This is a genomic window from Marinobacter changyiensis (assembly GCF_009193265.1).
Classification (GTDB): Bacteria; Pseudomonadota; Gammaproteobacteria; order Pseudomonadales; family Oleiphilaceae; genus Marinobacter; species Marinobacter changyiensis.
In genome coordinates this window covers 148965-175090 of record NZ_VZZZ01000001.1, presented here as the reverse complement: position 1 = coordinate 175090, position 26126 = coordinate 148965, and the positions used below count along the sequence as shown (strand labels likewise).

General features: G+C 54.9%; 32 protein-coding genes and 1 pseudogene. 16 read left to right on the top strand and 17 right to left on the bottom strand.

Annotated features, from left to right (window positions below; all coding sequences use genetic code 11):
- Nucleotides 1-120 precede the first annotated feature (120 nt).
- Nucleotides 121-1635, bottom strand: coding sequence for a methyl-accepting chemotaxis protein (locus F6Y09_RS00950; protein ID WP_152205059.1), 1515 nt, complete (start codon nt 1633-1635; stop codon nt 121-123).
- A gap of 339 nt (nt 1636-1974) precedes the next feature.
- On the opposite strand from F6Y09_RS00950, the gene F6Y09_RS20420 reads away from it, so the two are divergent.
- Nucleotides 1975-2082 (top strand): type II toxin-antitoxin system RelE/ParE family toxin, encoded by a 108-nt coding sequence (locus tag F6Y09_RS20420; protein WP_343031054.1) that lies wholly within the window; start codon nt 1975-1977, stop codon nt 2080-2082.
- 14 nt (nt 2083-2096) lie between these two features.
- Complete coding sequence (locus F6Y09_RS00940) at nt 2097-2408, top strand: helix-turn-helix domain-containing protein (protein WP_152205058.1); 312 nt, start codon at nt 2097-2099, stop codon at nt 2406-2408.
- 21 nt (nt 2409-2429) lie between these two features.
- Here F6Y09_RS00940 and F6Y09_RS00935 read toward each other — a convergent pair whose 3' ends face one another.
- Complete coding sequence (locus F6Y09_RS00935; protein WP_152205057.1) at nt 2430-3170, bottom strand: NYN domain-containing protein; 741 nt, start codon at nt 3168-3170, stop codon at nt 2430-2432.
- Nucleotides 3171-3278: 108 nt separating this feature from the next.
- On the bottom strand, nt 3279-3437 hold the full coding sequence (locus F6Y09_RS00930) for an MOSC domain-containing protein (RefSeq protein WP_343031053.1): 159 nt from the start codon (nt 3435-3437) through the stop codon (nt 3279-3281).
- A 368-nt stretch (nt 3438-3805) separates the two neighbouring features.
- Between F6Y09_RS00930 and F6Y09_RS00920 the strand changes: the two genes are divergently transcribed.
- Complete coding sequence (locus F6Y09_RS00920; RefSeq protein WP_152205056.1) at nt 3806-4495, top strand: glutathione S-transferase; 690 nt, start codon at nt 3806-3808, stop codon at nt 4493-4495.
- 47 nt (nt 4496-4542) lie between these two features.
- Nucleotides 4543-4908, top strand: a complete 366-nt coding sequence (locus F6Y09_RS00915) for a transposase (protein ID WP_425481794.1) — start codon at nt 4543-4545, stop codon at nt 4906-4908.
- Here F6Y09_RS00915 and F6Y09_RS00910 read toward each other — a convergent pair.
- Nucleotides 4848-4982 (bottom strand): annotated as a pseudogene (locus tag F6Y09_RS00910) (RlmF-related methyltransferase); the annotation flags it as partial. The gene F6Y09_RS00915 and the pseudogene F6Y09_RS00910 overlap by 61 nt on opposite strands.
- 87 nt (nt 4983-5069) lie before the next feature.
- On the opposite strand from F6Y09_RS00910, the gene trxC reads away from it, so the two are divergent.
- Nucleotides 5070-5510, top strand: a complete 441-nt coding sequence (trxC, locus tag F6Y09_RS00905; protein ID WP_152205055.1) for a thioredoxin TrxC — start codon at nt 5070-5072, stop codon at nt 5508-5510.
- A 357-nt stretch (nt 5511-5867) separates the two neighbouring features.
- On the opposite strand, the gene F6Y09_RS00895 is transcribed toward trxC, so the two are convergent.
- From F6Y09_RS00895 to F6Y09_RS00880, 4 genes are all read right to left on the bottom strand, one after another.
- A complete protein-coding gene (locus F6Y09_RS00895) occupies nt 5868-6356 on the bottom strand; it encodes an acyl-CoA thioesterase (RefSeq protein ID WP_152205054.1) in 489 nt (162 codons plus the stop codon).
- Nucleotides 6357-6423: 67 nt separating this feature from the next.
- Complete coding sequence (locus tag F6Y09_RS00890) at nt 6424-6948, bottom strand: Mut7-C RNAse domain-containing protein (protein ID WP_152205053.1); 525 nt, start codon at nt 6946-6948, stop codon at nt 6424-6426.
- Nucleotides 6949-6973: 25 nt separating this feature from the next.
- Complete coding sequence (locus F6Y09_RS00885; RefSeq protein WP_152205052.1) at nt 6974-7174, bottom strand: hypothetical protein; 201 nt, start codon at nt 7172-7174, stop codon at nt 6974-6976.
- Nucleotides 7175-7369: 195 nt separating this feature from the next.
- Nucleotides 7370-7585: a cupin domain-containing protein gene (locus tag F6Y09_RS00880; protein ID WP_179959310.1), complete on the bottom strand. Its 216-nt coding sequence runs from the start codon at nt 7583-7585 to the stop codon at nt 7370-7372.
- A gap of 20 nt (nt 7586-7605) precedes the next feature.
- Between F6Y09_RS00880 and F6Y09_RS00875 the strand changes: the two genes are divergently transcribed.
- Nucleotides 7606-7761, top strand: a complete 156-nt coding sequence (locus tag F6Y09_RS00875; protein ID WP_152205050.1) for a LysR substrate-binding domain-containing protein — start codon at nt 7606-7608, stop codon at nt 7759-7761.
- Between the two features lie 340 nt (nt 7762-8101).
- Here the strand turns inward: F6Y09_RS00875 and rlmF are convergent, their stop codons facing one another.
- The gene (gene rlmF / locus F6Y09_RS00870; protein WP_152205049.1) at nt 8102-9040 is read right to left on the bottom strand and encodes a 23S rRNA (adenine(1618)-N(6))-methyltransferase RlmF; all 939 of its coding nucleotides are present in this window, start codon (nt 9038-9040) and stop codon (nt 8102-8104) included.
- A gap of 213 nt (nt 9041-9253) precedes the next feature.
- Entirely contained in the window at nt 9254-11032 is a 1779-nt protein-coding gene (ggt, locus tag F6Y09_RS00865; RefSeq protein ID WP_152205048.1) for a gamma-glutamyltransferase, read from the bottom strand.
- Between the two features lie 311 nt (nt 11033-11343).
- On the opposite strand from ggt, the gene F6Y09_RS00860 reads away from it, so the two are divergent.
- A complete protein-coding gene (locus F6Y09_RS00860; RefSeq protein WP_152205047.1) occupies nt 11344-11823 on the top strand; it encodes an FKBP-type peptidyl-prolyl cis-trans isomerase in 480 nt (159 codons plus the stop codon).
- A gap of 31 nt (nt 11824-11854) precedes the next feature.
- Here the strand turns inward: F6Y09_RS00860 and F6Y09_RS00855 are convergent, their stop codons facing one another.
- On the bottom strand, nt 11855-12955 hold the full coding sequence (locus F6Y09_RS00855; RefSeq protein ID WP_152205046.1) for a mandelate racemase/muconate lactonizing enzyme family protein: 1101 nt from the start codon (nt 12953-12955) through the stop codon (nt 11855-11857).
- Between the two features lie 180 nt (nt 12956-13135).
- Between F6Y09_RS00855 and radD the strand changes: the two genes are divergently transcribed.
- Nucleotides 13136-14935 carry a DNA repair helicase RadD gene (gene radD, locus F6Y09_RS00850; RefSeq protein ID WP_152205045.1) on the top strand — a complete coding sequence of 600 codons (1800 nt, stop codon included), beginning with the start codon at nt 13136-13138 and terminating at the stop codon, nt 14933-14935.
- A gap of 41 nt (nt 14936-14976) precedes the next feature.
- On the opposite strand, the gene F6Y09_RS00845 is transcribed toward radD, so the two are convergent.
- Nucleotides 14977-15723: a class I SAM-dependent DNA methyltransferase gene (locus F6Y09_RS00845; protein ID WP_152205044.1), complete on the bottom strand. Its 747-nt coding sequence runs from the start codon at nt 15721-15723 to the stop codon at nt 14977-14979.
- 214 nt (nt 15724-15937) lie between these two features.
- A complete protein-coding gene (locus tag F6Y09_RS00840; RefSeq protein WP_152205043.1) occupies nt 15938-16972 on the bottom strand; it encodes a GlxA family transcriptional regulator in 1035 nt (344 codons plus the stop codon).
- 157 nt (nt 16973-17129) lie between these two features.
- On the opposite strand from F6Y09_RS00840, the gene F6Y09_RS00835 reads away from it, so the two are divergent.
- From F6Y09_RS00835 to F6Y09_RS00815, 5 genes are all read left to right on the top strand, one after another.
- The gene (locus F6Y09_RS00835) at nt 17130-17696 is read left to right on the top strand and encodes an OsmC family protein (RefSeq protein WP_152205042.1); all 567 of its coding nucleotides are present in this window, start codon (nt 17130-17132) and stop codon (nt 17694-17696) included.
- A gap of 180 nt (nt 17697-17876) precedes the next feature.
- Nucleotides 17877-18356, top strand: coding sequence for an FKBP-type peptidyl-prolyl cis-trans isomerase (locus tag F6Y09_RS00830; RefSeq protein ID WP_152205041.1), 480 nt, complete (start codon nt 17877-17879; stop codon nt 18354-18356).
- Between the two features lie 42 nt (nt 18357-18398).
- The gene (locus tag F6Y09_RS00825) at nt 18399-18854 is read left to right on the top strand and encodes a metallophosphoesterase family protein (RefSeq protein WP_152205040.1); all 456 of its coding nucleotides are present in this window, start codon (nt 18399-18401) and stop codon (nt 18852-18854) included.
- A 110-nt stretch (nt 18855-18964) separates the two neighbouring features.
- Nucleotides 18965-19276 carry a type II toxin-antitoxin system HigB family toxin gene (locus tag F6Y09_RS00820; RefSeq protein WP_152205039.1) on the top strand — a complete coding sequence of 104 codons (312 nt, stop codon included), beginning with the start codon at nt 18965-18967 and terminating at the stop codon, nt 19274-19276.
- A 5-nt stretch (nt 19277-19281) separates the two neighbouring features.
- The gene (locus F6Y09_RS00815; protein ID WP_152205038.1) at nt 19282-19698 is read left to right on the top strand and encodes a helix-turn-helix domain-containing protein; all 417 of its coding nucleotides are present in this window, start codon (nt 19282-19284) and stop codon (nt 19696-19698) included.
- A 109-nt stretch (nt 19699-19807) separates the two neighbouring features.
- Here F6Y09_RS00815 and F6Y09_RS00810 read toward each other — a convergent pair whose 3' ends face one another.
- On the bottom strand, nt 19808-20215 hold the full coding sequence (locus tag F6Y09_RS00810) for a hypothetical protein (RefSeq protein ID WP_152205037.1): 408 nt from the start codon (nt 20213-20215) through the stop codon (nt 19808-19810).
- Between the two features lie 152 nt (nt 20216-20367).
- Between F6Y09_RS00810 and F6Y09_RS00805 the strand changes: the two genes are divergently transcribed.
- Both F6Y09_RS00805 and F6Y09_RS00800 read left to right on the top strand, forming a co-directional pair.
- On the top strand, nt 20368-21150 hold the full coding sequence (locus F6Y09_RS00805) for a helix-turn-helix domain-containing protein (RefSeq protein ID WP_152205036.1): 783 nt from the start codon (nt 20368-20370) through the stop codon (nt 21148-21150).
- A gap of 3 nt (nt 21151-21153) precedes the next feature.
- Nucleotides 21154-21345 carry a metallophosphoesterase family protein gene (locus F6Y09_RS00800; RefSeq protein WP_152205035.1) on the top strand — a complete coding sequence of 64 codons (192 nt, stop codon included), beginning with the start codon at nt 21154-21156 and terminating at the stop codon, nt 21343-21345.
- A 52-nt stretch (nt 21346-21397) separates the two neighbouring features.
- Here F6Y09_RS00800 and F6Y09_RS00795 read toward each other — a convergent pair whose 3' ends face one another.
- On the bottom strand, nt 21398-21832 hold the full coding sequence (locus tag F6Y09_RS00795) for a YybH family protein (protein WP_152205034.1): 435 nt from the start codon (nt 21830-21832) through the stop codon (nt 21398-21400).
- Between the two features lie 502 nt (nt 21833-22334).
- Between F6Y09_RS00795 and F6Y09_RS00790 the strand changes: the two genes are divergently transcribed.
- Complete coding sequence (locus tag F6Y09_RS00790) at nt 22335-22646, top strand: hypothetical protein (RefSeq protein ID WP_152205033.1); 312 nt, start codon at nt 22335-22337, stop codon at nt 22644-22646.
- 314 nt (nt 22647-22960) lie between these two features.
- Here the strand turns inward: F6Y09_RS00790 and F6Y09_RS20265 are convergent, their stop codons facing one another.
- Nucleotides 22961-23257 (bottom strand): hypothetical protein, encoded by a 297-nt coding sequence (locus tag F6Y09_RS20265; RefSeq protein ID WP_218944080.1) that lies wholly within the window; start codon nt 23255-23257, stop codon nt 22961-22963.
- 650 nt (nt 23258-23907) lie between these two features.
- Complete coding sequence (locus F6Y09_RS00780; RefSeq protein WP_152205032.1) at nt 23908-25782, bottom strand: LTA synthase family protein; 1875 nt, start codon at nt 25780-25782, stop codon at nt 23908-23910.
- Nucleotides 25783-26126: the final 344 nt, after the last annotated feature.

The following is a 26126-nucleotide window of genomic DNA, read 5'->3' as shown; positions in this document are numbered from 1 at the left end:
CTGACCCAAAGACTCTGGCGATGGAAGTCACCTATAACTACGGTACTGATTGACCAGACTTCAACTGCGGTTCTGTCAATGTTCGGTATTGCGGCGGTGAATACCGCCGCGAAAAAGACATCAGGATGTCCGATACTCGCTGACCAGAGCATTGACCTCAGCGACCACTGACTCCAGCTCTTCCGCCATGTTTCCCGCCTTGCCTACTTCTGAAACTACGTCGTTACTCTGGCCTGCCACACGCTGAATGTTCTCATTGATTTCAGAGGATACCGTAGCTTGCTGTTCAGAAGCCGCAGCGATTTGCTGGTTCATCTCGCTGACTTCTGCGATCGCCCTTTCTATCAGTGCCAGCGCATCTCCAACCTTATGAATAGCATGGGTGGTCTCCCGGGAACGAGTCTGGCCGATCTCGATGGCCGCAAGGCTGCCCTCTGAAACGCCGGTCAGTTCACCAATAGTGGTGCGGATATCATCAGTAAATGCCTGCGTACGCCGGGACAGGTTCCGCACCTCATCGGCCACTACTGCAAACCCCCGCCCATGCTCACCAGCCCGGGCAGCTTCAATGGCCGCGTTCAGTGCCAGAAGGTTGGTTTGATCCGATATCTCACTGATCGAACCAATCACCGTAGCGATGGAGTGAACCTTGTCCAACAGCTCCTGAACCATGCGGGCAGAGTCTTCCAGCGCAGTGTTGGTAGACTCTGTCAGTTTTACGGCTTCGCTCACATTGTCGGTGCCGGCTAACGAGGCCTCTGAAGCCTGTACAGCAGACTCGGAGGCGGCCTGGGCGTTCCGGGCCACTTCCTGGATAGTGGCCGCCATCTGGTTCATTGCCGTCGCGGCCTGATCGGTTTGCAGCTGCTGGTCGTTGACAATATTTGCGGACTGAACGCTGACTTCCTGAAGACTACGCGCATTGTCACTGAGGCGGCCAGACAGGTCCCTCACCATGGCAATCAAGGCTTCAAACCTTGCCATCATGCTGTTGAATGACGCTGCTGTGATGTCATTACCGGTGTCCTCTATGCGTCCGGTCAGATCCTTCTGTATATCGAAGTTCCTGACCACCTCAATAATCTGCATTGACTGTTTGCGTTCCTGCCCCATGCGGATGGCGAAGAACACTAGAATACCCGCTTCGAACACTACGAAGGCCGCATGCACCATTGCTACGGACCAGCTTGCATCATGGTTGAAAACGGCTACTGGCGTATTACCGAAACTGACAGACGACATCTGCAAGCCCGTGAAGGCCAGGTGGTGAACCGCGATGACAACAGCGGCGGTTACAACCGGCAGCCAGTCACGGTAGATGATCAGCAGGGCCATGGCGGCAAAGATATGGAAGTGCATCTCGATCCGGCCCATTTGGGCCTGAATCATCGTGGCGGAAAACAGCATCATGACGGCAGCGAACACAGCCGATAGGGCACGGCTGCCGCGAAGCAGGCCGTAGCCGGTTCCAAGCAGAACACCGAGTAACAGAGACGCCGAGACAGCGAACGAATGCGTGTCGAAACCGATCGGCACCAGCAGGGCCACAATCGGTATGTGTGCAAGCAGAATCAACAATACCTGCCAGTCCGTGCGAAGACGTTCTGCCGTAGCAACATCGCTGGAATCATTCATTGGGGGGTTACCTCGGGCGTATCGGCTGCCGGTGGGGCGGTCGTGCACAATCACGTTTATCGGCACTATTGGTTTCTTCTTTAATATGTAGTTAACGCAGAATTACGTGCCGCAACTCTCCGGGATCAGCGTAAAATGTAAACAATCGTTACGTGCTTGTCTCAAGCCTGCCGGTCTCCGTCCAGCTGGGCGTACAGACCCTGACGGGCAATCAACTCATCGCCTGAAAACCGGGACACCCATTAGCCATTCCGAGTCAAGACACGGGGAAAGCTGATTCAGACTTGTGGGAGGCGCAGTGATCTCTCATACAGCCGGATTGCACGAGTCATATTCACGATGTTTCACGGTGATATGGTATTGCTCAATGGTTTTATCAAAAAGACTCAGAAAACACCGGATCAAGAGTTGGCGAAGGCGAGAGATCGAAAGAAGAGTCTTGTCTGAAAAGGAGCGAGAAAATGACACAGCATAAACACGTTGGCAGCCTTCTCGATGACCTGTTCGAATCCGACGGCACGCTTGATCAGGTAGAAGCCGAGGCGCTGAAGCGGGTAATCGTTTGGCAGATTCAGCAGGCAATGGGACATACCGGTGTTAACAAGTCCCAGCTTGCCCAGAAGATGCATACCAGCCGTACGGTGGTTAATCGGCTTCTTGATGACAAGGACACGGGTGTCACAATCACAACGCTTGTCAAGGCGGGTCGCGCTTTAGGGATGACCTGGACTTTGCAAGGCAGCCAGGACGACGGGGCTTCTTACGCAGCTTGAAAACCGGGGCAGACCTACTTTCTAGGGACTCTTGATGTACACAACGTTCTTGTCCCGAATGCTGATCTCGAATAACTCACTGGCCCGGATGAGGTCACTCAGCTTTTTATACCCGTAGTTCACAGGGGAGAAGGAGCTGTTGTTGGAAATGTACTGGCCAACCCGGCCGAGATGCGCCCAACCATCATCATCAGCGGTTTGTTCCACCGCAGTCCGCAGAGTTCGAACCAGAACCGTGTCTCCCCGCAGCTGGTTGCGACCCCATTTGATTTCTCCGGTTGGCTTCTGGCTGCCACCATCGACGGTGTCTTCCTGTTGCTCGAGGTCCTCCCGCAGGTTCTCTGTGTAGATGAATTGAGAACAAGCGTTGACGAATGGCATGGGGGTTTTTCGCTCGCCAAATCCAAACACCGGTAGGCCAGCCTCAAGAATTCGCATAACGAGCGGGGTGAAGTCAGAGTCGCTAGTCATTAGTGCAAAGGCGTCCACGTTTTTGCTGTATAGCAAGTCCATGGCATCAATGATCATAGAAGCGTCAGTAGCGTTTTTGCCGGACGTGTAGGCAAACTGCTGAACTGGCCGAATGGCATTCGCGTGCAGCTTTTCAATCCAGCCACCCAGCTGGGGGCCATTCCAGTTTCCATGGGCATGGCGTACGTTCACGGCGCCATACTTGGCCAGTTCCTGCAGAACGCCTTCAATCGATTGATGGCTGACGTTGTCGCAGTCGATCAGGAGCGCAATCTTGTAATTACTATTCATCTTTCCTGAGTTGTCCTTTTTAATGTCTCGAATCTGGAACTTTACCACGGCTTGTCCCGCAGCTGACCCAGGTTGAGGGATCAGAGGTGACTCGGAGAATTCGCCAATTCATAGACAGGCCTGAACTTCGTCCCCACAGGCAATGTCACCCTCTTCAACCACCCGCGCAGTAATACCCCAATGTCCGCGCATGGCGTTGTAACCGCCGGCCCCGAGCGATGTCTCCATTTTGCTGCAGGGGTGGCAAAGGCCCGTGTATTCCAGCACCACATTTCCGATTCGGAATCGCTGATTCCGCTTTCGATCATGAGGTTGTCACTCATCTCAAAGTCCTCATTGGTGTGGCCCGGTTCGTCCAGACCGGTTGAGCCCGCCCGTTCCCGGTCGCGACTCAGATAAATGTCCAGGCCAATACCCTCGTAATCTTGTTTCCCTGGTTCGTCTCTATTTCCCGTATATCGACTGCTCCGATCAATCAACTTCTTTGCAGGCTTAACATTGTCGGCTTTTGAAACCAGGCTGGTAAACCAGCGGCATTGGGTTGAATAGACCTGGCTTTCGAATCAGGTCTTTTCCTGTGCGCTACACTTCCAGACAGCAGTTATCTTCTCAACTGTCAGTGTGAGGGAGTCACAATGCAAGACTACGAACTCTATTACTGGGGCTTGCCCTTTCGCGGTAATTTTATTCAGCTTTTTCTGGAGGAGGTTCGGGCGGATTATCGGAAGCTGGATGCCAGCGAGGTCTACCCTGACAAGAACCTGAACATCCAGTACCCCGGCATGGCACCACCCTATCTTTACGACTGCAGAGCCCAGGTCTGGTTCGCCCAGATGCCGGCGATTCTCATGCATCTGGCGAAGGCCTACCATTTTCTTCCCGACGAGCCTGAGCAACACACCCTCGCTCTGAAGGTGATTCTGGACTGCAATGATATTCTCATGGAAATCACCAACTACAATGGCACAGTGATGTGGGATCAGGATTCATGGGCCGAATTCCGGACCCATCGCCTGGCCGACTGGATGGCCATTTTCGAAAAAACCGGCCAGGCGCATCTCCTCGAACCGGACGCGGACTATCTGCTGGGCTCCAGGCTCACAGTGGCCGATATTGCAACTGCTGCATTGTTTGGCACCCTCGTCCACAGCTTTCCGGAACTCGCCGCAGATCTGGAACACAACGCCCCCCGGGTGGCGGGTCTCTGCCAGCGAGTGGAAGACCGTCCGTCGATCAGACCTTTTCTTGAGGACCAGCGAAAGGAGTTGGGTAAGGCCTACTGTGGTGGTCAGATTGAGCGGTCCCTGCGGGACGTCATACGGTAGCGCCGAAATACTGTTGGGCCAGTTGTAACCGGGTAGCATACTGCCGCGTGTCCGGTTTTCCCCACCACATTGTCCAGCGCGGCCATAACCGCCAACCGGTTTTTGTCGAGCGCCGTGACTTTGAGTATTACCTGGCGAACCTGCAGGAGTGGAAAGAGGTTTTTGACGTTGAGGTTTACAGCTATTGCTTGATGACCAATCACGTTCATTTGGTTGTTCAGGCCAACGATAACATGACTGCCATTCCACAGTTGATGAAACGTTTAGCCGGTCGCCAAACCCGCTTCGTCAATGCTCTTGAAAAATGCAGTGGTTCGCTTTGGGAGGGGCGTTACAAAATCAGCCCAATAGATGCGGCGTTGAGAGTTTTTACTGCCAATGGGTCTGCGAAATCGATGGAAAGGTTGCCATGAGCGTTCGGTTTTACATGGGGGGCTAGTGCCGGGTGGCTTTTTACCAGAGCCGGGAAGTCATAGCCCTGGTTGTGATGAGTATGAAAATCGCTCTATTCACTTGATTTCTCTTAAATTGCCCTGATTGTTCAAACCAGTAAACAATCAGAGGCAGTTTGATAATGACCGATATTCGACACCTGGTGTGTGTCCATTGCCACAAAGTGAATCGCGTGCCACCCGATAAGCTGTCATCCGGCGGTAATTGCGGTGCCTGCAAACAGCCGCTGTGGCCGGATCAGGTGCTGGAGCTGGGGGATCAGAGCTTTGATGCCCATACAGGGCGCAGTGATGTGCCGGTACTGGTGGATTTCTGGGCCAGCTGGTGCGGCCCCTGCAAAGCAATGGCGCCTCAGTTCGAGCAGGCTGCGAAAGCCTGGCGGGGTAAAGTGCGCTTTGCCAAGCTGAATACCGAACAATCGCCCGGGCCGGCCGGCCAGTTTGGCATTCGAAGCATACCGACACTGATACTGTTTCAGAATGGCCGGGAAGTGGCCCGCCAGAGCGGTGCCATGAACCAGGCGCAGATCAGCCAGTGGCTGCAATCGAAGGGTATTCGGTAGGTTTGATCAAGACATCGTTTTGCCCGGAGCCCGAAATGTTTAAGCCTAGTTGTTACAGCTGTCGGAAAAAGTTTGAGCCATCTGCGCTGCGGGTTTCTTACTCAAAAAACTACTGTAAGGGCTGCGGCGTTGGGCTGTTTGGTGAGGATTACTTCAGTTTCGCCAGAAAGCCCGCTCCAACTACCCATAAGAACCTGGCTGTCCATTTTGCAGTGCTTCTTTTCGGGATTGCTTGTTTGTGGTTATGGTTTTAGTGGAAATCGGGACGCCCATTAGCCAGCCGGAGTCAATAGACCGCACCAAGCTCCCGGCAGTCATCTGCCTTTGAAGCTCAACGACGCCCCACGCGCACCCGCGCTATTCCGTGCGGGCCCGATGAAGTGCCTTATAGCGCTCAGCCAGCTCAATCCGGATTGCCCGTCGTTCCTGACCATTGGCAAAGCGCCTGATCTGTTCACTGGTTTCCGGCTCCAGTTTCGGAACCTCCATCGCTTTGCCATTTTCATCAATCGCCACCATGGTGAAAAAACAGCTGTTGGTGTGTCTGACCACCTTTTCCCGGATGTTTTCCGTAATCACTTTAATGCCCACCTCCATGGAGGTGCGCCCGGTGTAATTCACACTGGCCAGAAAGGTGACCAGCTCACCCACATGAACGGGTTGGCGGAACATCACCTGGTCCACAGACAGCGTGACCACATAGGTACCTGCATAACGGCTGGCGCAAGCGTAGGCCACTTCATCAAGGCACTTTAGCAAGGTACCGCCATGTACATTCCCGGCAAAGTTCGCCATGTCGGGTGTCATCAAAATGGTCATGGTGAGTGTTTTAGATCCAAGCTCCATCAGGCTTTCTCCGCTGTTTGGCATTTCAGTATAGGCCCAAACAACGCGGCAATACCGATTACCAGCATCAATGCGGTGGGCGCAAAGCGTCCCGCCAGACGTTCATCGCTTCCAGCCTGCGGCGCATACGCCTAACATGGCTTCCCTCCCAGTAAAGCTGGCGACAGGTGGCACACGCCCTTACCGCATCATTACTCACCCCACGCACCCGCGGGCGAAAGAGCTGTTTCTCCCGCTCGCTGGCTGTGTGCAGTGGGGTGTTGCAGTTTTTACAGCGGCTGAACGGGGCCAGGCACCAATCCAGGTCCAGCCGGAGAGTCAGCTCCTTCAGCCGGGCCTCGTCATCCCCACCCGACAGATACAGCACGTAGAACGGCGCACAGACAAACTCCAGCAGGTCCGCATCCGCGGTAACCAGCCATCGCTGCTCCGCGCGGGAGCGGTCGACCAGTTGCCCGTCTGGCGAGCCCGGGGCGGGCAAGGTGGTGTCGTAACCGGCAACCCGCAGCCACTGCGCCACGTTGATCAACATTTCGTCACAGAAAAAGCGCAACGGCGTCAGCGGACACAGGCTCCCTTCAATCAACTTCATACCATCCTGGCCGGCGACGGACCGGCTACCACTCCAGTTGTGCCCCGGTCTGGTCGAAGGTGGTCAGGTAGGCCAGGCCTTGGGAAGTGGCCTGGGTGTTTGGTTCGTCGTTCCAGTTGAGCATTTTTACCTCTGAAATCTGGTCATGGTGATTTTCGTAGCGCAGCGTAATCCGACCTACGCCGACTTGTGGGTGCGGCTTGCGGGTTACTGGCAGGCTTCGCAATCCGGCTCGTCAATATTGCACACCTTCGGCGGCTTCCACCAGCCAGCGGGGGTCGATTTCAAACGCAGTGGCGTAGCGGGTTTTAGAGGAAACCGGGACAGACCTAATTTCTAGACCTAACCAGAAACCTTGGGATCACCCCCGTAGTTATTGAATACGAGGGTGTTCCTGTGTCGTCCTGTCAACGAGGCAGAGTCATGACGCCCAGGGCAACTCAATATAACCACCATCCGGAAAGTAAGCCTCCACCGGTGTGGCACTGAATATTGCAATAAACTGCAGATCCTCAGTGCCCACGCTGAAAATCTGGTGCAGCGCGTTGCGAGGAATAATGACCGTGGAGTCCGGACCAAATGGATAGGCTTCCCGATTATCGATTCTGAGCTCGCCCCGGCCTCCCAGACAGAGCACGACTTCCTCGCAATCGTGGCATGGCGGCGGCAGCAATTGCTGATGGTCGTTTGCGTGAAGTGCTCAAGGCCTTTCAACCTCCACCCCTGCCAATCAGCATCGTTTATCCGAGCGCCCGAATGGTGCCGCCTCGCGTCAGAGTTCTGATTGAGGCCCTCACCGAAGAGAAAGGCTAAGGCGCTGAGTCAACTGCGGGTGCGGCCTATTGTAGTGGTTCAATGACTCCGGCTGGCTAATGGGTGTTCCGGTCGTCATGCTCAGTACGGGTAGGCTCCTCATTTAAGCCACCGCCTCTCCCGCATGAGCGCAAAAGCAAGCACCGCAAACCATAGCTGATATGTGTACCAAAACGTCCTCTCCTTTACACCCAGCCACGGCGTATCTAAACCCGCCTCAACCTTGAGTGCGACGAGAACGCTCCAGGTACGGCGGCCGCTCGATTGCCGGATTATGCGCCGCCAAGAGGCTACCAGCTTACTCCGGATGACGGGCTGTGGGTGGCTGGCTACATGATCTTCAGATGAATGTCCAAGCCAATACCCTCGTACTCTTATTTCCCTGCTTCATCTCGATTTCCCGTACATCAATTGCACCGAGCTTACGAATCAGCTTCTGAGCAGGCTTAACATTGTCGGCTTTTGAAACCAGGCTGGTAAACCAGCGGCATTGGGTTGAATACACCTGGCTTTCTCTTATCAGCTTTTTCAGAAACAGCTGTTCACCCCCCTTACACCAAAGCTCTGCGCCCAGACCGCCAAAATTCAGAGTGGGGGAGTCGGTTTTTGTTATCTGTTCACCGCGACTACGAGCAAGATTATTGAGTTTAAGCTGGCTACCTTTAAGGGCTTCATCAAGCGAGACATGGAAGGGTGGGTTGCATACGCTGACATCAAAGAACTCCCCGGCTTGAATGATCCCTTCAAACATGTGGTTTTTGTCGTGCTGCGTGCGCAGCGTGAAGCGTTCTTTGAGTATGGGGTTGTGGGCGATAATCGTGGCTACGTTCTCAAGTGACTGGGCACTAATATCACTACCGACACACTGCCAGCCGTAAATCTGGCAGGCCAGTAGCGGGTAGATTCCATTTGCTCCAGTCCCTATATCGAGCAGCTTGATACTGCGCTGTTCAAGCCCAAGCCCCAATAGGTCCGCCATGTAATGGATATAGTCGGCTCTGCCCGGGATTGGAGGGCAAAGCGCACCCTCTAGAATATCCCAATCGACAATGTTGTAGTATCGGTTTAATAACGCGGCGTTGAGAGTTTTTACTGCCAATGGGTCTGCGAAATCGATGGAAAGGGCGCCATGAGCGTTCGGTTTCACATGGGGGGCTAGTGCCGGGTGGCTTTTTACCAGAGCCGGGAAGTCATAGCCCTGGTTGTGTAGATTCCGCGGGTGTAGACCTTTGCGAACAGGCTTGGCTTGACGTTTTTCACTTCGATGGAGGGTGCTCACAGTAGTAGGCCCGAGGCTTGGAGTTCAATAGTAGAGTGGGTCTGGCTTAGTCCGTGAGTATAATCTTAATGTATGTGATGGGCATGGAAACCGGGACACCCATTACGCCCCGAGGTATTCGAAAAGCGGGTGTTTACCTGCCCGTTTATCAAAGGTCACGGTAGCGTCGGCTCCCCCTATCCCGATTTCAAAGCAAGGCTTGCGTATCTCAGCCTAGCGCCCTCCAATTGCTCCATCACGGCGCATGTCGGCTCCGCCAACAAGACCGCTCGGGGTGACCTGTATCAGCGACAACCCGCTGTTCAGGGTCGTGACACCAACCGCATGCCCTCTGCCTTCTTCCAGATCGGACTCAAGTGCAGCGACATCATAGTCCAGCGTCACGCCCGGGATGGGTGCTTCCAGAACGGTTGCTGAGCTTGAACTGCCGCTGTTGGTATTCTGGTAATGAGGTACATTGATGGCCTCCTGTGGGTCAAGTCCAAAATCAAACACGTTCATGATGGTCTTGGCGGTGTAACCAATGATCCGGAAGCCGCCCGGCGAGCCGGTGACCAGCGAAACCTGGCCATCCAGATCAAAGACAATGGTCGGAGCCATCGAACTGCGGGGCCGCTTTCCGGGCTGTACCCGGTTGGCAATCAGTTCGCCGGCACTGGAAGTGGGCTGGAAGCTGAAATCGGTCAACTGATTGTTGAGCAGAAATCCGCGGCCGGCCACCATTACGCCATTCCCGAACGAGCTCTCGATGGTCGTGGTCATGGATAGCGCATTGCCGAATCGATCGACAATGGAGACGTGGCTGGTGCCCGCGCCCGGCTCATCCATGCCCGGAGCAGAGGGATCAAAAACACCGGGGGGCGTACCCGGATCCACTACACCAAGGTCATTCTCACCAATCAGCGCAGCGCGGGTTTCAAGGTATTGCTTGTCCAGCATTCCCTCAACCGGAACGGTGATGAAATCGCTGTCTGCAACATACTTGTTCCGATCGGCGAAGGCGATACGCATCGCCTGGGTAAAAAGATGAACCACTTCCTCGTCCAGCGGATTTCTGCCTGCCAGATCGAAATTCTCCAGCACACCCATGATCTGACCAACGGCCAATCCACCGGAAGACGGCGGGCCCATGCCGCAGACGTTATTGCCACGGTAAAGGAGGCACACCGGCGGCCGTTCAATGACCTGATAATCGGCCAGGTCGGCCAGGCTCATTGATCCGGGAATGTTAGGGTCGGTCTGGACGGCGCTAACGATGTCCTGTGCGATAGAGCCGGTATAAAAGGTATCTGCTCCATCACGAGCCAGCAGCTTTAGCGTGTTCGCATAATCCCTGTTTTTGATAAGTGTACCGGCAGGCTTGGCTTCGCAGGTCTCACTGTCAACAAAGTAATTGAAGGCGGTGGGGTCACGGAAAAATAACCGATCCTCACAGGATGCGTTGCGGGCCAGAAGGCCGGCGACCTGATCGCTGGTACGCTGGGTCAGAGAAAAGCCTTTATGAGCCTGGGTGATCGCCGGTACGAACAGGCGCTGCCAGGGGAGCCGGCCATATTGCTGATGCATGTACTCCATCATTCGAGGGACGCCCGGCACGCCTGCGGACAGACCGCTCTGCCACGCCTCTAAAAAGCCGATTGCATTGCCTTCCTCATTCAAAAAAAGCGTTTCATCAACCGCCGCTGGCGCGGTTTCACGGGCATCGATAGTGGTTGTGGTGCCGGTCTCAGCATCGTAATAAACGATAAACGCTCCGCCACCGAGCCCGCTTGACTGGGGCTCCACCAGGCTGAGCATGGTCTGTACCGCAATCATGGCATCTGCCGCGTTACCACCGTTTTTGAGAATCTTCGCGCCGGCTGCCGTGGCTAGCGGGTTTGCCGTGACGACCATTTCGCGCTCGGTCGTTTGAGCCTGGGGCAGGTCAGTTGCCCAGGCAGCAGGTACACCCAGTGATAGGCAAAAAGAGAGAGTCAACAACCGTTTTTTCATTGTTATTCTCCTGTGGCCGAGCTCTGCCTGGCCGCATGATTGATTGAATGATACCAGTCGAGAAGCGGTTGGCTTCGGGACGATCAATTTTTAGGCAATTGCCGGGCCACGAAAAGACAAAGCATTAAGGTTCAGACGGGTTCGGCAACTCCTGGCATATCCGTGGTATGGAGAATGTAAAATACTTCGACATAACTTCTGCCTGCCTGTCGATCCGTAGGTCTTGCGTGCAGGCAGAAGGCGGGGTGCCCACTGGAGTCAACGCCGCAGCTGGTTATAATGGCGTACCTTTAACCGTCGCAGAGAACTCTATGCCAATCGAAAAGAATCAGGTGGTCTTGTTTCACTACAGTGTCCGTGATGACCAGGGCAACGTTGTTGAAAACTCCCGTGGCGGCGAGCCGAACGCCTACCTGCATGGCCACGGCGGCATTATCCGGGGCCTGGAGGAAGCCCTGGAAGGTCGCGACGCCGGCGAAAGCTTCAGTGTCACCGTCACTCCGGATAAAGCCTACGGTCCGCGCAAGGCCGATGCTGTGCAGCGCGTGCCGATCAAGCATTTGACCGGTGCCAAACGCTGGAAGCCGGGCATGGTCGCCCAGGTGAAAACCGAGCAGGGCCCGCGCCACGTGGTCGTCGCCAAGGTCGGCCACAAGTTCGCCGATGTCGACACCAACCATCCGATGGCCGGTAAAACCCTGACCTTCGATGTCGACATCATCGAAGTTCGCGCCGCCGATCCGGAAGAGCTAGCGCACGGCCACGTGCATGAACCGGGTGGGCATCATTGAGGGATGAGAGAGGTTAAGTGACGGCTTGAACCTACTCGTAGACATCCCGCAGGGAAAGTAAGGTAAAGTCTGGTACCACGCCGAGCCCGGGTCGATCACTGAGCCACATTCGGCCGTTCGCCACTTCCGGGGCGCCCGTGGCAAGCTGCACTTTGTTGTAGTTGTGCAAATCAGTGGTATTCAGCAATACTCTGGGGGATGTGCTGGCAGCGAGGTGCGCATAGGCAGCCGTCGCTATGCCACTACCCCAGGCGTCTTCAATGGTCATGGGTATGCCCGCGTCTGCACACACATCCCGAATGATCCGGGACGGTGTCAGTCCCCCGAACTTGCTGACTTTCAACGCAATGGCATCCATGGCATCGTCTTTAAGGCCACGCTGCAACTCGTTCAAAGTGTTGAAAGCTTCATCCAGTTTGACTGGATGCCTGGCGTGCCGCCTGACAGACAGGCACTCTTCGTAACTGCGGCAGGGTTGCTCAAGGTAAATATCCACATCCTCGATGGCCCTCGAGAAACGCAGTGCCTCATCACGCCGCCAGGCGGCGTTAATATCGCCAATCCAGAGTTCATCAGGCTGTTTGAGTTTGCCAAGCCTGCGAACCAGGTCGATGTCCTCTTCCACCTCATGGCCCAGTTTGATCTGAATGTGCCGAAAACCTTCGGCACGGTAATGATGAAGAGACTCTTCCATTTCCATTGGTTCGGCCAGGGGAACAATCCGATGCAAGGGCATGGAGGGCGACTGAAGCCCGCCAAGCAGTGTGTAGACGGGAAGCCCACACGCCTTGCCCAAAAGATCCCAGCAGGCAATATCGATGGCCGCCTTGGCTACAGCCTGGCCGGTGAGCGCCTGATTCATACGCTCCTGAATCACCGAGACTTGCCGAGGGTCCTGGCCAAGCACCTCAGGTGCCAGTAATGATAGGCAGGCAGGAAGGCCCTCGGCAAAAGCCGCCATGTAGTTGGGGCCACAGGGGCACACCTCACCATAGCCCTCCAGCCCCGTGTCTGTAGAAAGGACAACAACCGTCGTCTCGAATCCGTGATGGGAGCGGCCGCCAGCAAAGGCATAAGCTTTTCCGGTATATTCCAGATTCGCCGTGTATACCGCCATTCGCTCGATGCGCACAAGCAACTCCGCCCTGAGTGGACCCGTGATGAAACAAAGTTAGTTCACCGGTGTGTGAATAGTTAGCGGCGCCAGCCGATGCGAAAACTGGAACAGACTTGTTTTTGCCTCAGAGGTAACGGCAACAGCATCTGCTAGTATGGCCCACTTTTCATCCTGACAACGATTAAGTACCGAAAAATGAAAGCTCCTTTTAAGCTGCGGCCTTACCAGCAAGCAGCGGTTGAGGCCACGTTGAGGCATTTTCGCCAATCGGACGAGTCTGCCGTGATTGTGCTGCCAACCGGTGCCGGTAAAAGCCTGGTCATTGCCGAGTTAGCCCGTCTCGCCCGGCGCAAGATTCTGGTGCTGACCCACGTAAAAGAGCTCGTAGAGCAAAATCACGCCAAATACCAGAGCTATGGGTTAACGGGCGGCGTCTTCTCGGCCGGGCTGAAACGTAAGGAAAGCCGGCATCAGGTGACCTTTGCCAGTGTGCAGTCGGTATCGGCGAATCTGGATCAGTTCCGGGATGAATACTCGTTGGTCATCATCGATGAGTGCCATCGGGTCAGCGGTGAGGAAACCAGCCAGTATCAAAGGATCATCGAGCTGCTAAGGCAACAGAATGACGCCCTCAAGGTGCTCGGGCTAACCGCCACACCCTATCGCTTGGCCATGGGCTGGATCTACCGCTATCACTACCGGGGCTTTGTTCGCGGTTTTAGTGGTGAGAGTGACGAGCAGGATAAGCCCTTTGTGCATTGCATTTATGAACTGCCGCTGAGCTACATGATCACTCGGGGGTATCTCACCCGGCCTGAGCTGGTTAACGCAGCGGTGGCGCAATACGATTTCTCCGCGCTGGCTCAGGACCGCTTTGGCGAATATGCCGAGAGGGACGTCAACCAGCTGCTCGGCAAACATCGGCGTGTGACCCGTGCCATCATTGAGCAGGTGATGGAGCTGGCCGCTGAACGCCGGGGGGTGATGATCTTTGCGGCCACGGTGGATCATGCCCGAGAGATCACCGGCTATCTGCCGGAGCGCGAAACCGCCCTGGTGACCGGCGCGACCGATCTGAAGGATCGGGACTTGCTGATCCAGCGCTTCAAACAGCGGCAGTTGAAGTATCTGGTGAATGTCTCCGTGCTCACCACGGGCTTTGATGCGCCCCATGTGGACTTTATTGCCATTCTTCGTCCTACCCAGTCGGTCAGCCTGTATCAGCAGATGGTGGGCCGTGGTCTTCGCCTGGACGAAGGCAAGCAGGATTGCCTGGTGATTGATTACGCGGGCAACACTGTAAATCTGCATCATCCGGAGGTGGGGGAGCCAAAACCCAACCCCGACAGTGAGCCGGTGCAGGTGTTCTGTCCGAGCTGTGGTTTTGCCAATATTTTCTGGGGCAAAACAGACGGTGAAGGCGGTGTTATCGAGCACTATGGGCGCCGCTGTCACGGGCTGCTGGAGCCTGCGGAAGCCGATAAACCTGCCAAGCAGAGCGGGCGCCCGCAACAGTGCGATTACCGGTTTCGTTTCAAGGAATGTCCGCACTGCGGTGGCGAGAATGATATCGCGGCCCGTAACTGCCACCAGTGCCACAAAGCCATCATTGACCCGGATGATCAGCTAAGAGATGCGCTGAAACTCAAGGATGCCATGGTGATCCGTTGCGCCGGGATCACGTTAAGTGCCCATGCCTCCAAAACCGGCAGCATACTCAGGATCACCTATCACAGTGAAGATGGGGAGGAACTCAGCGAGTCGTTTGATTTCAGTAAGCCGGCGCAGCGTAACGTGTTTAACAAGCTGTTCGGGCGTCGTCTCGCGAATGGCCAGGCCCCGAAAGTGTTCAGCAGGGTTGATGAGGTGCTTGAGAGTCAGGCCCTGTTGTCAGCACCGGATTTTGTGATTGCTCGCAAGCAGAAGCACTATTGGCAGGTGCAGGAGCGGATTTTTGATTATCGGGGGCATCATCGGAAGGCGAATGAGCCGTAAGGCCTTTGAAAGTGTATTGGGAAAACCTGAGAGACCTTTCTCTAGGTCTTTACGCAGACAAACAGCGCATTGCCGGACTGCCCATCCCAGGGCTCTATTTTACCGTAGTCATGCTCGAAGATATGAACCTCGAAACAGGGTTCCAGCAGCTGTGCAAGCTCGTCGAAGCCCACCGCCACCATGGGGTGCTCGTCCTTCCAGGTCTCGCTGACATTGTGCGTGGTTTTTGTCATGCACAGTTTGAGTGACTGTTGCTCGCCATAGCCACGGTAGTCCCAGCCCGAGCTGAATGTGAAGGCACCGTCCTGATGCTCTGCGGTATGGGTTACGAACAGGTTGTTGTTGATCTCGTTCTTGTCCACCGCATTGAAGCAGAAAACACCATTGGCCTGCAGGGCATCATGGACGCTGGTGATGCAGGATTTCAGGCGGTCGATGTCACTGCTGTAGTGAATGGAATACAGCAAGCAGGTGATCAGATCGAAAGGCTGGTCAAATGCAAAACTGCCAATGTCGCCCAGGGTGAACTCGGCTTCAGGGCAGCGCATTTTCGCTTTATCCAGCATAGGCTGGTTGATGTCCAGGCCCTGGCTTTGGTAGCCAAAGTCGAGGAAGTGCCGCATGTGGGGGCCGGTTCCACAGGCCAGGTCCAGGTGGCTGTGACCGCCGTTTCCAAACAACTGGTTAAGCCTGCGCACGCCGCTGCTTTGTTCTGGGTAGTCGATGTCGGCACACATCAGATCGTAATAACCGGAGAGGTCGGTGTAGAGCTTGTTGGACGGTTGCATGGCGGCTCACTGGGCGGGCGGGGTAGGCGGCTGGCCGGCAGTATAGCAAAGGGACAATAAAGAAAACCGGTAAGAAAATCGGGACGAATTTATTTTCTCCGCAGTTGGGAAGCTAATGCGCTGTCAGCGAAATCTATCTTCCACGGCCTCATCGGCTTCAGATGTGCCGGTTTCCGGTCCTGACTGGCCATAGTGGGCGCCGGCTGATCAATGTTTACGCCTCGGAAAGATCCGCCAATTCTTCAACAAGAGGTCGGAACAGACGCCGGTACTCGCCAGGTGTCAGACCCGTCAGGCGCCTGAATAACCGGCGAAAGAAGCATACATCCTCGTAACCGGCCTCCAGGCTCACCTCTTCCACTGACAATCTGCCATGTTCCAGTGCGCGCTTGGCCACTTCAATGCGAAGGTTCTGAAGGTACTCAATCATTGAAGAACCCGTGGCAGCCTTGAACCGCCGTTTGAGTGTTCTCTCTGGCAGAGGGGAGGCCTCTACCAGCAGGGCAATGGCCCGGGGATCCCGCCAATGCATCTTGAGCCACTCCTCACATTTGCGCACAGCCGAGTCGGCATGGCGTGTTTGCCGGACCAGACCCGTGAACGGCAGTTGGCCTTCTCCGTGCCATTTCAGCAGATACACTTTTGCAATGCGGAGCGCTTCACCGATACCCACGTACCGGGCAATGATATGCAGTGCCAGGTCATGCCACGATGTAGTGCCGCCAGCGGTCACCAAACGGCCATCAGGATGGGCATAAACAAGGTTGGTCTCCGGCCGGAAACGCACCCTGGGATAGTGCGTTCGAAAAAGCTCCTGATAACCCCAGTGCGACGTTGCCTCGCAGTTATCCAGCAAACCACTCTCGGCCAGCAACACGGATCCAGAGCAGGCAGAATAGATAGTTGTACCCGAACGGAATCGGAGCTTGATCCAGTCCATAAGCGCTTCATAGCGGCCTGCGATCTCTTCATGGGGTCCCAGCCAGATCTCCGGGAGGATCAGGATATCAGCAGCCGGTTCATCCGCGATGGCGTACGTCGGCTCAACGGGAATGCCATGGCCACAATGAAATGGTGCCGAGTCGACGGAAACAATCTGTACATCAAACGGCTGATAGGGAATCGGATCGCCCACCAGGGTCTGCCAGATATTGCCCGTCGCCATAAGCACATCCACCATCCCGTACAGCGCCGAACCTGCCGTTTCGGGCAGAGCCAGAATCAGAACTTTTTTCTGCTGTTGGCCCATGTTCCATCCCCCCTGCAATTGGTGGCACAAATGCCTCCTTTTTGTCAGGTCTCCATCTGACCCAGTACGCAGTCATCCCTTACTTTATACCCAGACGCCACAAAGTGCGCCTCCCGGTCCGCCGGGTTCCTTTAGACGACGAAGCAAGGTGAGAAAAATGAACACACAAGTAAATATCAAGACCCGTAACGGCCTCGATCTGATCCAGATGGGCCAGACCATTGAAGCCCTGAAAAACGACCCAGGTCTTGCGCAATTTGAGTTCCGGGCACGTAACGAATGGGTGGACGGCGGTGAAAATCGCTCTGCTATCCGCGGATTTTATGGCGCCGGCGCTGAAGACGAATCTCGTGACAAAGACTTCGTCTTCACCAATGGGGAGCCCCCGGTCCTGCTGGGCAAAAACGAAGGTGCCAACCCGGTGGAATTTCTCCTCCATGCGCTGGCCGGCTGTGTTACCACGACCACGGTCCTGCATGCCGCGGCACGGGGCATCACCATCCGAAAACTGTCAACCAGACTGTCGGGCAATATCAACCTGGAAGGACTGCTGGCGCTGAATGACGAGGCTGTGGCCGGCTACGAGAGCATTCGTATCCTCATGGACATCGAAGCTGACTGCAGCGACGAGGAGTTGGATGATCTCCTGTCGTTTGCCAGGAACCACTCTCCGGTTTGCAACACTGTATGCCGGCCGGTTCCGGTAACCCTTGAGCGAGTCTGAGAGCCAGTCCGGGGCGGGGACACCCGTCCCGGACGCTCCTTTCGAAAATTGGGACAGATCTATTTTCCAGGTGTCCCGGTTTTGCACAGTTGTCATCAGGAGCGCCAGTCGACTGCAACGGCTGGAGTCAACGCCGCGTCTGGTTATAATGGCCTACCTTGACCCATCTCAGAGAACCCTATGCCAATCGAAAAGAATCAGGTGGTCTTGTTTCACTACAGTGTCAGTGATGAACAGGGCAACGTTGTTGAAAACTCCCGTGGCAGCGAGCCGAACGCCTATCTGCATGGCCACGGCGGCATTATCCGGGGCCTGGAAGAAGCGCTGGAAGGTCGCGAGGCTGGCGAAAACTTCAGTGTCACCGTGGCTCCGGACAAAGCCTACGGTCCGCGCAAGGCCGATGCCATGCAGCGCGTGCCGGTCAAGCATCTGACCGGTGCTAAACGCTGGAAGCCGGGCATGATCGCCCAGGTGAAAACCGAGCAGGGCCCGCGCCATGTGCTCATAGCCAAGGTCGGCCTCAAGTTTGCCGATGTCGACACCAACCATCCGATGGCCGGTAAAACCCTGACCTTCGATATCGAAATTATCGAGGTACGTGCTGCCAATCCGGAGGAGATAGCGCACGGCCACGCGCATGGGCCGGGTGGACATCACTGAAGGATTATCTTCACGACATAAAAGCGATATAAGGCATGAAACATGCAAATCGGCGTCATTGCAGACACCCACAGTAAAATGCGTCCCGAAGCCCTGGAGGTATTGAAAGGCTCGGACTTGATCCTTCACGCCGGGGACGTCGGGCGGGACGAGGTTCTGGACGCGCTGGAGGCGATCGCGCCCGTGGTTGCGATTCGCGGTAATATCGATAAAACAGGCCGTGCAGCGAATCTTCCCGATGTTCAGGAGTTGGAATTCCTCGGCCACGCTTTCTACCTGCTGCACGACGTCAAAACCCTCGACATCAATCCCAAAGGACGTTACCGCGTGGTGATCGCAGGCCATTCCCACAAACCCCGTAACGAGTGGATCGGCGACGTGCTTTATTTCAATCCTGGTGGCGCCGGGCCCCGGCGTTTTACGCTGCCAATCACGGCAGGGCGGCTGAATGTGACCGAAGACCGTGTGGCTGGTGAAATCATCGAACTGACGGTTTGATTGATTCCAGCCGCCGGGTTTCCAATCGCAGGCTGACGTGCAGCCTGATGATTGGTTTCCATTTCGGAAACCCTGTGTTATGGTTTCCAAAAAAGAAACAAGGATGTTTTGTGCACGTAATTTCAAGGAAGCCCTTCAACGATGCAGCCAAAAAGTTTCCCAACGACAGAGCGGCGCTGGTCAGTACTTACATGACGCTGCGGAATGGCAAGTTCGATACGCCGGAAGAGCTTCGCCGGGTGTTTCCGTCTCTGGACAATTTCAAGTACAGAGACAAATGGTGGGTTGTCGATATTGGTGGAAACAACTTAAGGCTGATCGCCTTCATCGAATTCCGTGACAATCGTATGTACGTGAAACATATATGCAGCCATGCCGAGTATGACCGGCTGACTGAAAAATACCGTCGCAATCGGGAGTAAGGCCTATGATATCGCCTGCCGTTGATCAGATCAGAGATGCGTTGGCCCAATTACCTTTCCTGGCTCATATAGAGACGCCGGATGACTATGAACGAGCGCTGGAGTTAATGGATCAGTTAGTGGACGACTATGACGCCAATAAACCGTTAATTGAGATTCTGGCGGTCAGTATTGAGCGCTGGGAGGACCACGCTGAAGAGTTTTCTGATTTTAATGCCGCGGTTGCGGGAACAGACCGGGGTATTGCTGCGCTTAAAACCCTGATGGCTCAACATGGTCTTGGGGTTGCTGATCTGCCAGAGCTGGGTTCAAAGGGCAACGTGAGCAAGATTCTCAACGGTGTCGATGGCAAAAAGCTGACACGCAAACATATTGAAGCCCTCTGCAAGCGGTTTGGCGTTTCTCCGGCGCTGTTTTTCTGAATTACTACACATCAAAATCAGGTATCCCGCTTCTTCGTAATGAAGCGGGAAAACCGGGGCAGCTCTCTCGGGTAGCGGCATAAGCTGCCGCTACCCGGTGCTTCAATGATTAGCTGAACTCAGGCTCAAAAGCCTTGCTGCCAGCAACCCGCTTCATCCACGCCATGTCCAGCGGAACCAGCACGTTCAGGGCGAACAGAACCCATCCCAGGGGCTGCAGGCTCGCTGCAAACCACACCATCAGGGCAAAAGACAGCAGGCTCCAGGTTACATCGGCCGCAATCATCAGGCTCAGGTATTTCTCCTGCCACCGTTCATTGAGGGTCAGGGCGGCCATATCCACGCACCAGAGCAGCATTATAATGCCAACCACCAGGTAAAACGTCGCGCCGGGGCCCCCCGCCCACTGGGCAATCGGCTCAGCGGCCAGAATCAGAACCAATGCCAGGGGCGCGGAGAGGAAGACATCGCTCAGGAAGATTTGCTTCACACTGAATCGACGGATTAGGTTTTTCATGGGATCACCTCAATCGGGTTTCGCAATGTGTTGGACTACGCTACAAAGCTTCTACCCGGGCGGTGATTGGCTCAATTACCTGTGAGGTAATGGTGCACAGCCTACCCTCGGCTACGATAATGGCTGAACACTCGAAATTGACAGGAAGCCCAATGAGCGCCTTCGGTACGCTGTTCAGAGAAATGCGGCAGGGTAAGCGCCTGAGCCAGATGGATTTCGCCCTTGCGTGCGAGGTGTCCTCAAAACACATCAGCTTTCTGGAAACCGGCCGCAGCCAGCCCAGCAAAGGCATGGTTCTGCATTTAGCGCAGATGCTGCAAGCGGACCTGGCCGGAACCAATCGCCTGCTGTCGGCGGCGGGTTACAGCCAGGTCTACTCCGACCAGGATTTGAGCGCGCCCGGCATGGCCATGATCAGGGAGGCGCTTGAGCACCTGTTGCAGGGGCACCTGCCGTACCCGGCGGTGGTGTTCGATCACGAGTATTATCTGGTGATGGCCAACCAGGCCATGCAGGCGATGATAGCAAGAATGGTGGCGCTGGGCGCTCGGTTTCCGGCCCGGCCAAACTTTCTGCTGTCGCTGCTGGATGACCATGGCATGAAACCGTTCGTGGGCGATTGGGAGAGCATCTCCTGCCACATGCTGCAACGTGTCTACCATGAGCATCTTGCCGGCCCCTTTCGGGATCAACCCAACCGATTGCTGGAACAGGCACTGACGGTGCCCGGCGTGCCGCAAAACTGGAAAAGCCACCTGGTGGAACACCTGGACTACCCGGCGATTCCGTTTACCCTGAACTTGGGGGAGCGGCAGCTCAGAATCTTTTCCACCATCGCAACCATCGGCACGCCCCTGGATGTGACCGCGCAGAACTTGCGGATCGAGCATTTCTTTCCGATGGATGAGCGCAGTAGGGCTTATTGGCAGGGCTGAAACATGAAAATAGGCGTCATCGCAGACACCCACAGCAAAACGCGCCCCGAAGCCCTGGAGGTATTGAAAGGCTCGGACGTGATCCTTCACGCCGGTGGCGCCGGACCCCGTCGGTTCACTCTGCCAATCACGGTAGGGCGACTGGAGGTGAATGAAGACTGTCTGGCTGGAGAAATCACCGAACTGCCGGTTTGATCAATTCGGCCCGCCGCGTCTGAAAAATAGATCTGGTTTTCCGCTTGCCTGCTCAAGATTGCTCGGCTTGCAATCGGCTGAGAACCTCCAGCATCGCTGGAGAAGTATCCGTGTGATGATGAATCATCTTCCACGTTCCGGCTTCTCGCTGATAGAGGTTCGTGACGCGATGATCGATGCTGGTTTGATGCCCTCCCATCGTAAGCTCTCCCCGCTCGACACCTACTTCATAGGCCACTTCCCCAGCAACCTGGATCAGTTGATCGTGCAGCTCAATATTCCCGCCTGAAGCGAGTTGGGATACTTGCTCAAACGATTCCCTGATCGCATCCCAGCCGACGTGCCGACCGCCAATCGGGTGCAGGGCCGTCACCTCCGCTCCATGCGACCAGATGTCTGACAAGGAACTGGCATCCCCATTCGCCATGCGATTCAGTGCCGCGTAGAAATCTTTTGATGCTTTACGAACCTCGTCTTGCGCGCTCATATTGGTTTCCCTCGTTGCATATCCAGCTGATGTTCTATCTGGCCATACATTAAGATTATCCTCTTTTTTATTTTTATTCTTGGCACCCTATCTGTCAACGTACTCGTAGTTTTAACCAAGCAGGCGTTCCGCCTGAAAGGGCACCTGAACGCGCATCACGTAGTAACACGCGCGAGCCAGTTTGCGGGAAAACCGGGATCTATTTCGAGGTCCGGAGGGCGCCTGGCGTTTCTGACTTGAACCTAATAAATCTGCATTTGCGTGGTCAAAGGTGAGCTCCAGGATCCATTTGTTGTCCAGATCAGCCAATGCGCTGTCAGTGAACTCTACCTTCCATGGTGTCATCGGCTTCAGGTGTTCTGTTTTTTGCGGGGGATTCGCTCGGCGCGCCCGGAAAGGTAAGTGGCGAATTCATCAGCGCTAAAGCTTCGGATTTTCCCGGTCCCCAGTGAGCCGGATTCAGCATTCGCAATGAAATCGGGGCGCGCTTTGGGGATGACCTTTGGAAAATAAACCTCTCAGGGTAATTGTGCCCGTTGTTTCTAATAGTGAAAATCTTATTCAATCACTATTTCCAACAATTTTTCCCTATTTAAGCTACACTGGCCGATTGAAGTTGGCGAATAAGCCAGGATTTAACTTGGGGAATATGATGAGCAAGAAACCCGTAAAAGCGACATTAACGACTGCCAAGATTGAGGAGCAGACGGCTGTTTTTTTGAAGTCCGGCGGATCTGTTGATTATGTAGTCAAAGGTAAAAGTGGGCAATTCGCCTCTGCAGGGTCAAAGCAGATTAACCTGAAAAGTAACTAATGAGTAAGGTCTTCGGCTTGACGCCTATGGCAGATGCTGAGGTATCGGTCAGATTCGTAGCCATCAGATCCAGAATCTCGGGGTGCCCGTCCAGGACCTCCGATGGTTTCTGGAGTCTGACGCCATACACTTGATTCGAATTATGTTCGAATCAATCATCCAGTTTTTCATAACTCGGCGCAGATTGCAGATCATCACGAGTCATATCGACCCGCAGGTCCCGATCATCGGGATTGCCTGACAACTTTACAGCATTCCGGTCAATCATCAGGTCACCGATCTCACCTACACCTTCGTCACCACTGGTTTTTAAATCAGTCCTGATCAGGTCGCTCGCCGTTATCCGGCGAAGATTCCTTATGGCCCTTATTCTGCTTACCAGCCTGGTTGCCCGTTTTCTCGTCAGTTTGCCCGGAAGTATTGTATTTGGACTTGATAACCTCCTTGTCTTGCTGAGAGCTCTGTGTTTCGGGATCAGCATCGTGGCCCATGCTCTGCTCTCCCACATCTCTATCCCCACTCCTGTCTTCTTCGGCGACCAAAGCACCTGAACCCAGGGTTATGGATGGTGTGACCAATGCATAAAACGCGAGTGAACGTAGCTTTTTCATAGGATTCTCCGTCGAATCGGGTGGGGCAGGCGGACAAAACGTCCTGTCTGAACGTGCTCCTAATCTACGCTGAGGGAGTTGGTCAGTCGGTGCGCTAGCGCTCCGAGACCCAACTGCCTCTCGCCAGGGAAGGGATCCTATGACAAGGAAGGCAGTTAACGTCGTGTTTTACAGAACAGCAAATGGTCGTGAGCCAGTCAAAGCAGGTCGCGCTTTGGGCATGACCCGGACTTTGCAGGCCAGTGAGGATAATGGATCTCCTCGTCCATGGGTTCTGGGGAAGACTAGATTGCATGGTCAGAGGAAGTGAAACAGGCTAGACAGATGAAACCGCTCTTTTTGATCGTTGCTTACTTTGTCGCTGTCACATTGACGTTGATCTTGTCCGCCTGGGTCGGAGGGCCGCCACGCCAGTTCCACCAGGAACTGGCATCGGGTCTTGGCATCCTTGCCTTCTCGACAGCTTTTTCTAGCGCAACCAGTTGCGCAGAGTGACCAAGCGCCCGACCTGTCGGGCAATGGCCCACATTGCAGACAGGGCGATACGGTATTCGCGATGCCCGGCTGAGGCCGCAATCCAGGTCATACCTGCTTGTTGCAGGATGACAAGCAGTGCTGCCAGGGCAAGACCGGTGAAGAACAGGAGCCGGCTACGGGGATTGTGATGTTATGTTTTCGTCTACAGGGTCCTGATTCGTCGCATTCTCGAACAGCGCGAGACGTTCTTCCAGCTCAAGAAACGGCGGCTCATCGGTCTCCCTGAAAGACCCGAATACCCGGTCGGGATCGAAGGCCCACGATGTGCAGGTTGTCATCAATTCGGTGCACGTGAGCAGTTGTCCGGTTTCTCGAAGAAAGTACTTGAGGCCGGTATAGGTATCCGCCAACATAATATCCCGGCGCTCGGGGTCGTTGTTAACCAGCAGGCTGCGGCCAATCATGTCACCCGCCTGGTCTCCGTAACCGGCTGCATCCAAGATGGTTAAAGGAACATCAAACTGTGCTGTAATGGCGTTTTCGCTGGCATAACGGGAGAGATTGTCCGGATCCGGGGGGCGAATGGCCAGTACACCAACATTGTTGTTCAGAGGCATGGTTTCGTGGTCTTCACGAACAAACCCGCCGGATTCATCGGACGTCAGTATCACCAGGGTGTTATCAAGAACACCGTTGGCTTCAAGCTCTTCCAGAAACTTCCCGAGAGACTTCCCCATGACTTTCATTGCCTGGCTGCGGGCCTCCTGGGGCTTTATCAAGCTCTCGTCTTCCGGGTTTGCGAAGTAGGTCCCGGATTCCAGTTCCTTCTCGGCTTCCTCTCCGATATTAAAGGGATGATGGGTACCTACGTTGAGCAGCGTGACGAACCAGGGAGAGGTCCGTTGATTCAGGTCAATCAGACGCTCAGTGACGTTCCGGAAGTATTGGGGATCGGGCGGCCCCCAGCCTTCAATGACTTCCTGATTATCAAATTCCTCAGCGCCGGTTACATCAATGAAGCCCGCTTTGGGCATGAACTTGTCTTTCTGCATGAACTCGATGGGGGCAGCCTGCCAATAGGCCGTGTGATAACCGTTATCCCGGAGCTTGCCCGGCAGGCAGTCTGGTGTTGTGCGCCCTTCGGCCACGTTATCCATTTTGTCGGACGGGCGTCGGAAATCCGGATAGCGCCCACAGATGATTGAGTAAGTGCCCCGATCGGTCTGCCGCTCCATACTCAGCGAGTTGCGGTAAATTCTGAAGCCTTTGTTTTTCAGAGTTTTTTCCAGGTCTTCTAGGGTTACTGTTGGTTCCAGGTCGTGGTATCGACTGACTTCCGGAAAGTACCCGCCAGAAAGCCCTTCAATCATGATTAACAGCACATTGGGATGATTGTCTGTGGGGCGGGAAGTGATCTGTTGGTGGAAAAAGTTTGTCTTTTGTTCAAGTTTTTCATCACTTTCCAGCGCTCCATCGCCAATGGCAATACCAAGCGGGTTCAGAACCGCTCCGGGAATCTGGGAAAAGACGCTGGCTACCACGTTATTGGCCGGTGTGGTCAGGCTGGGAAAAGAGAGAGAGTAAACAACCACGACGGCGACGGCGGCACCCACTAATCCCGCAGAGTCCCGGGGAGGTTCCGGAACCAGCTTTCGATGCGCACGGTGCAGCACCCATGCGAAGAAAATATAGAAGGGTAGCAGTACCAGATAGACGTTCAGGAGACTGCCGGTGATGAACGTCGGATTCAGGCTCTTACCGGCAAACGTCAGTTGAAACAAAGTACCGTGTACGGTGAGATGCATGCCAGCCACATAGGCGGCGCAGCCCAGCAGCACCACAAGCGCTGTCCGCGGCAGGCCACTGGCCAGGGTGAGCAGAACGGCGAGAATGAACGCCCCGGCGAGATCGCCCCCAACTGTGCCCGGCAGGCTTGGCCAGACACCGCTCTGCAATATAAAACCCGCTCGCACCAGCAGTAGCCAGACGAAGGCCAGAACAAAAGTCGTTAAAAAACGTTGGTCCGTCAGGACCGGGAAGAATCTCATCAAGAAACCGCAACTGATTTGTTTTCAGATGTAACCGCGCTAACAAAACAGGCCTTCATAGTTAGATGCTTGTTACTCGCTAAAGAAACTACTTTTTAAACGCCTACAGAAATCTCATTGAACCACAGTTACGGTAATTCCGGGACAGAATCATCGCAATGCCGCAGTAACGGGTGAGATGTTCTGTTTGCGCCGCCCGTAGATGAAGTACCCGAAACCGACGCAGCCGAAGAGCAGCGCCAGGAAGATAGCAAGCAATCAGAGGTAGGTTGATAATGACCGATATTCGACACCTGGCGCCTCAGTTCGAACAGGGTGCAATCGAATGGTGTTCCGTAGCCTTG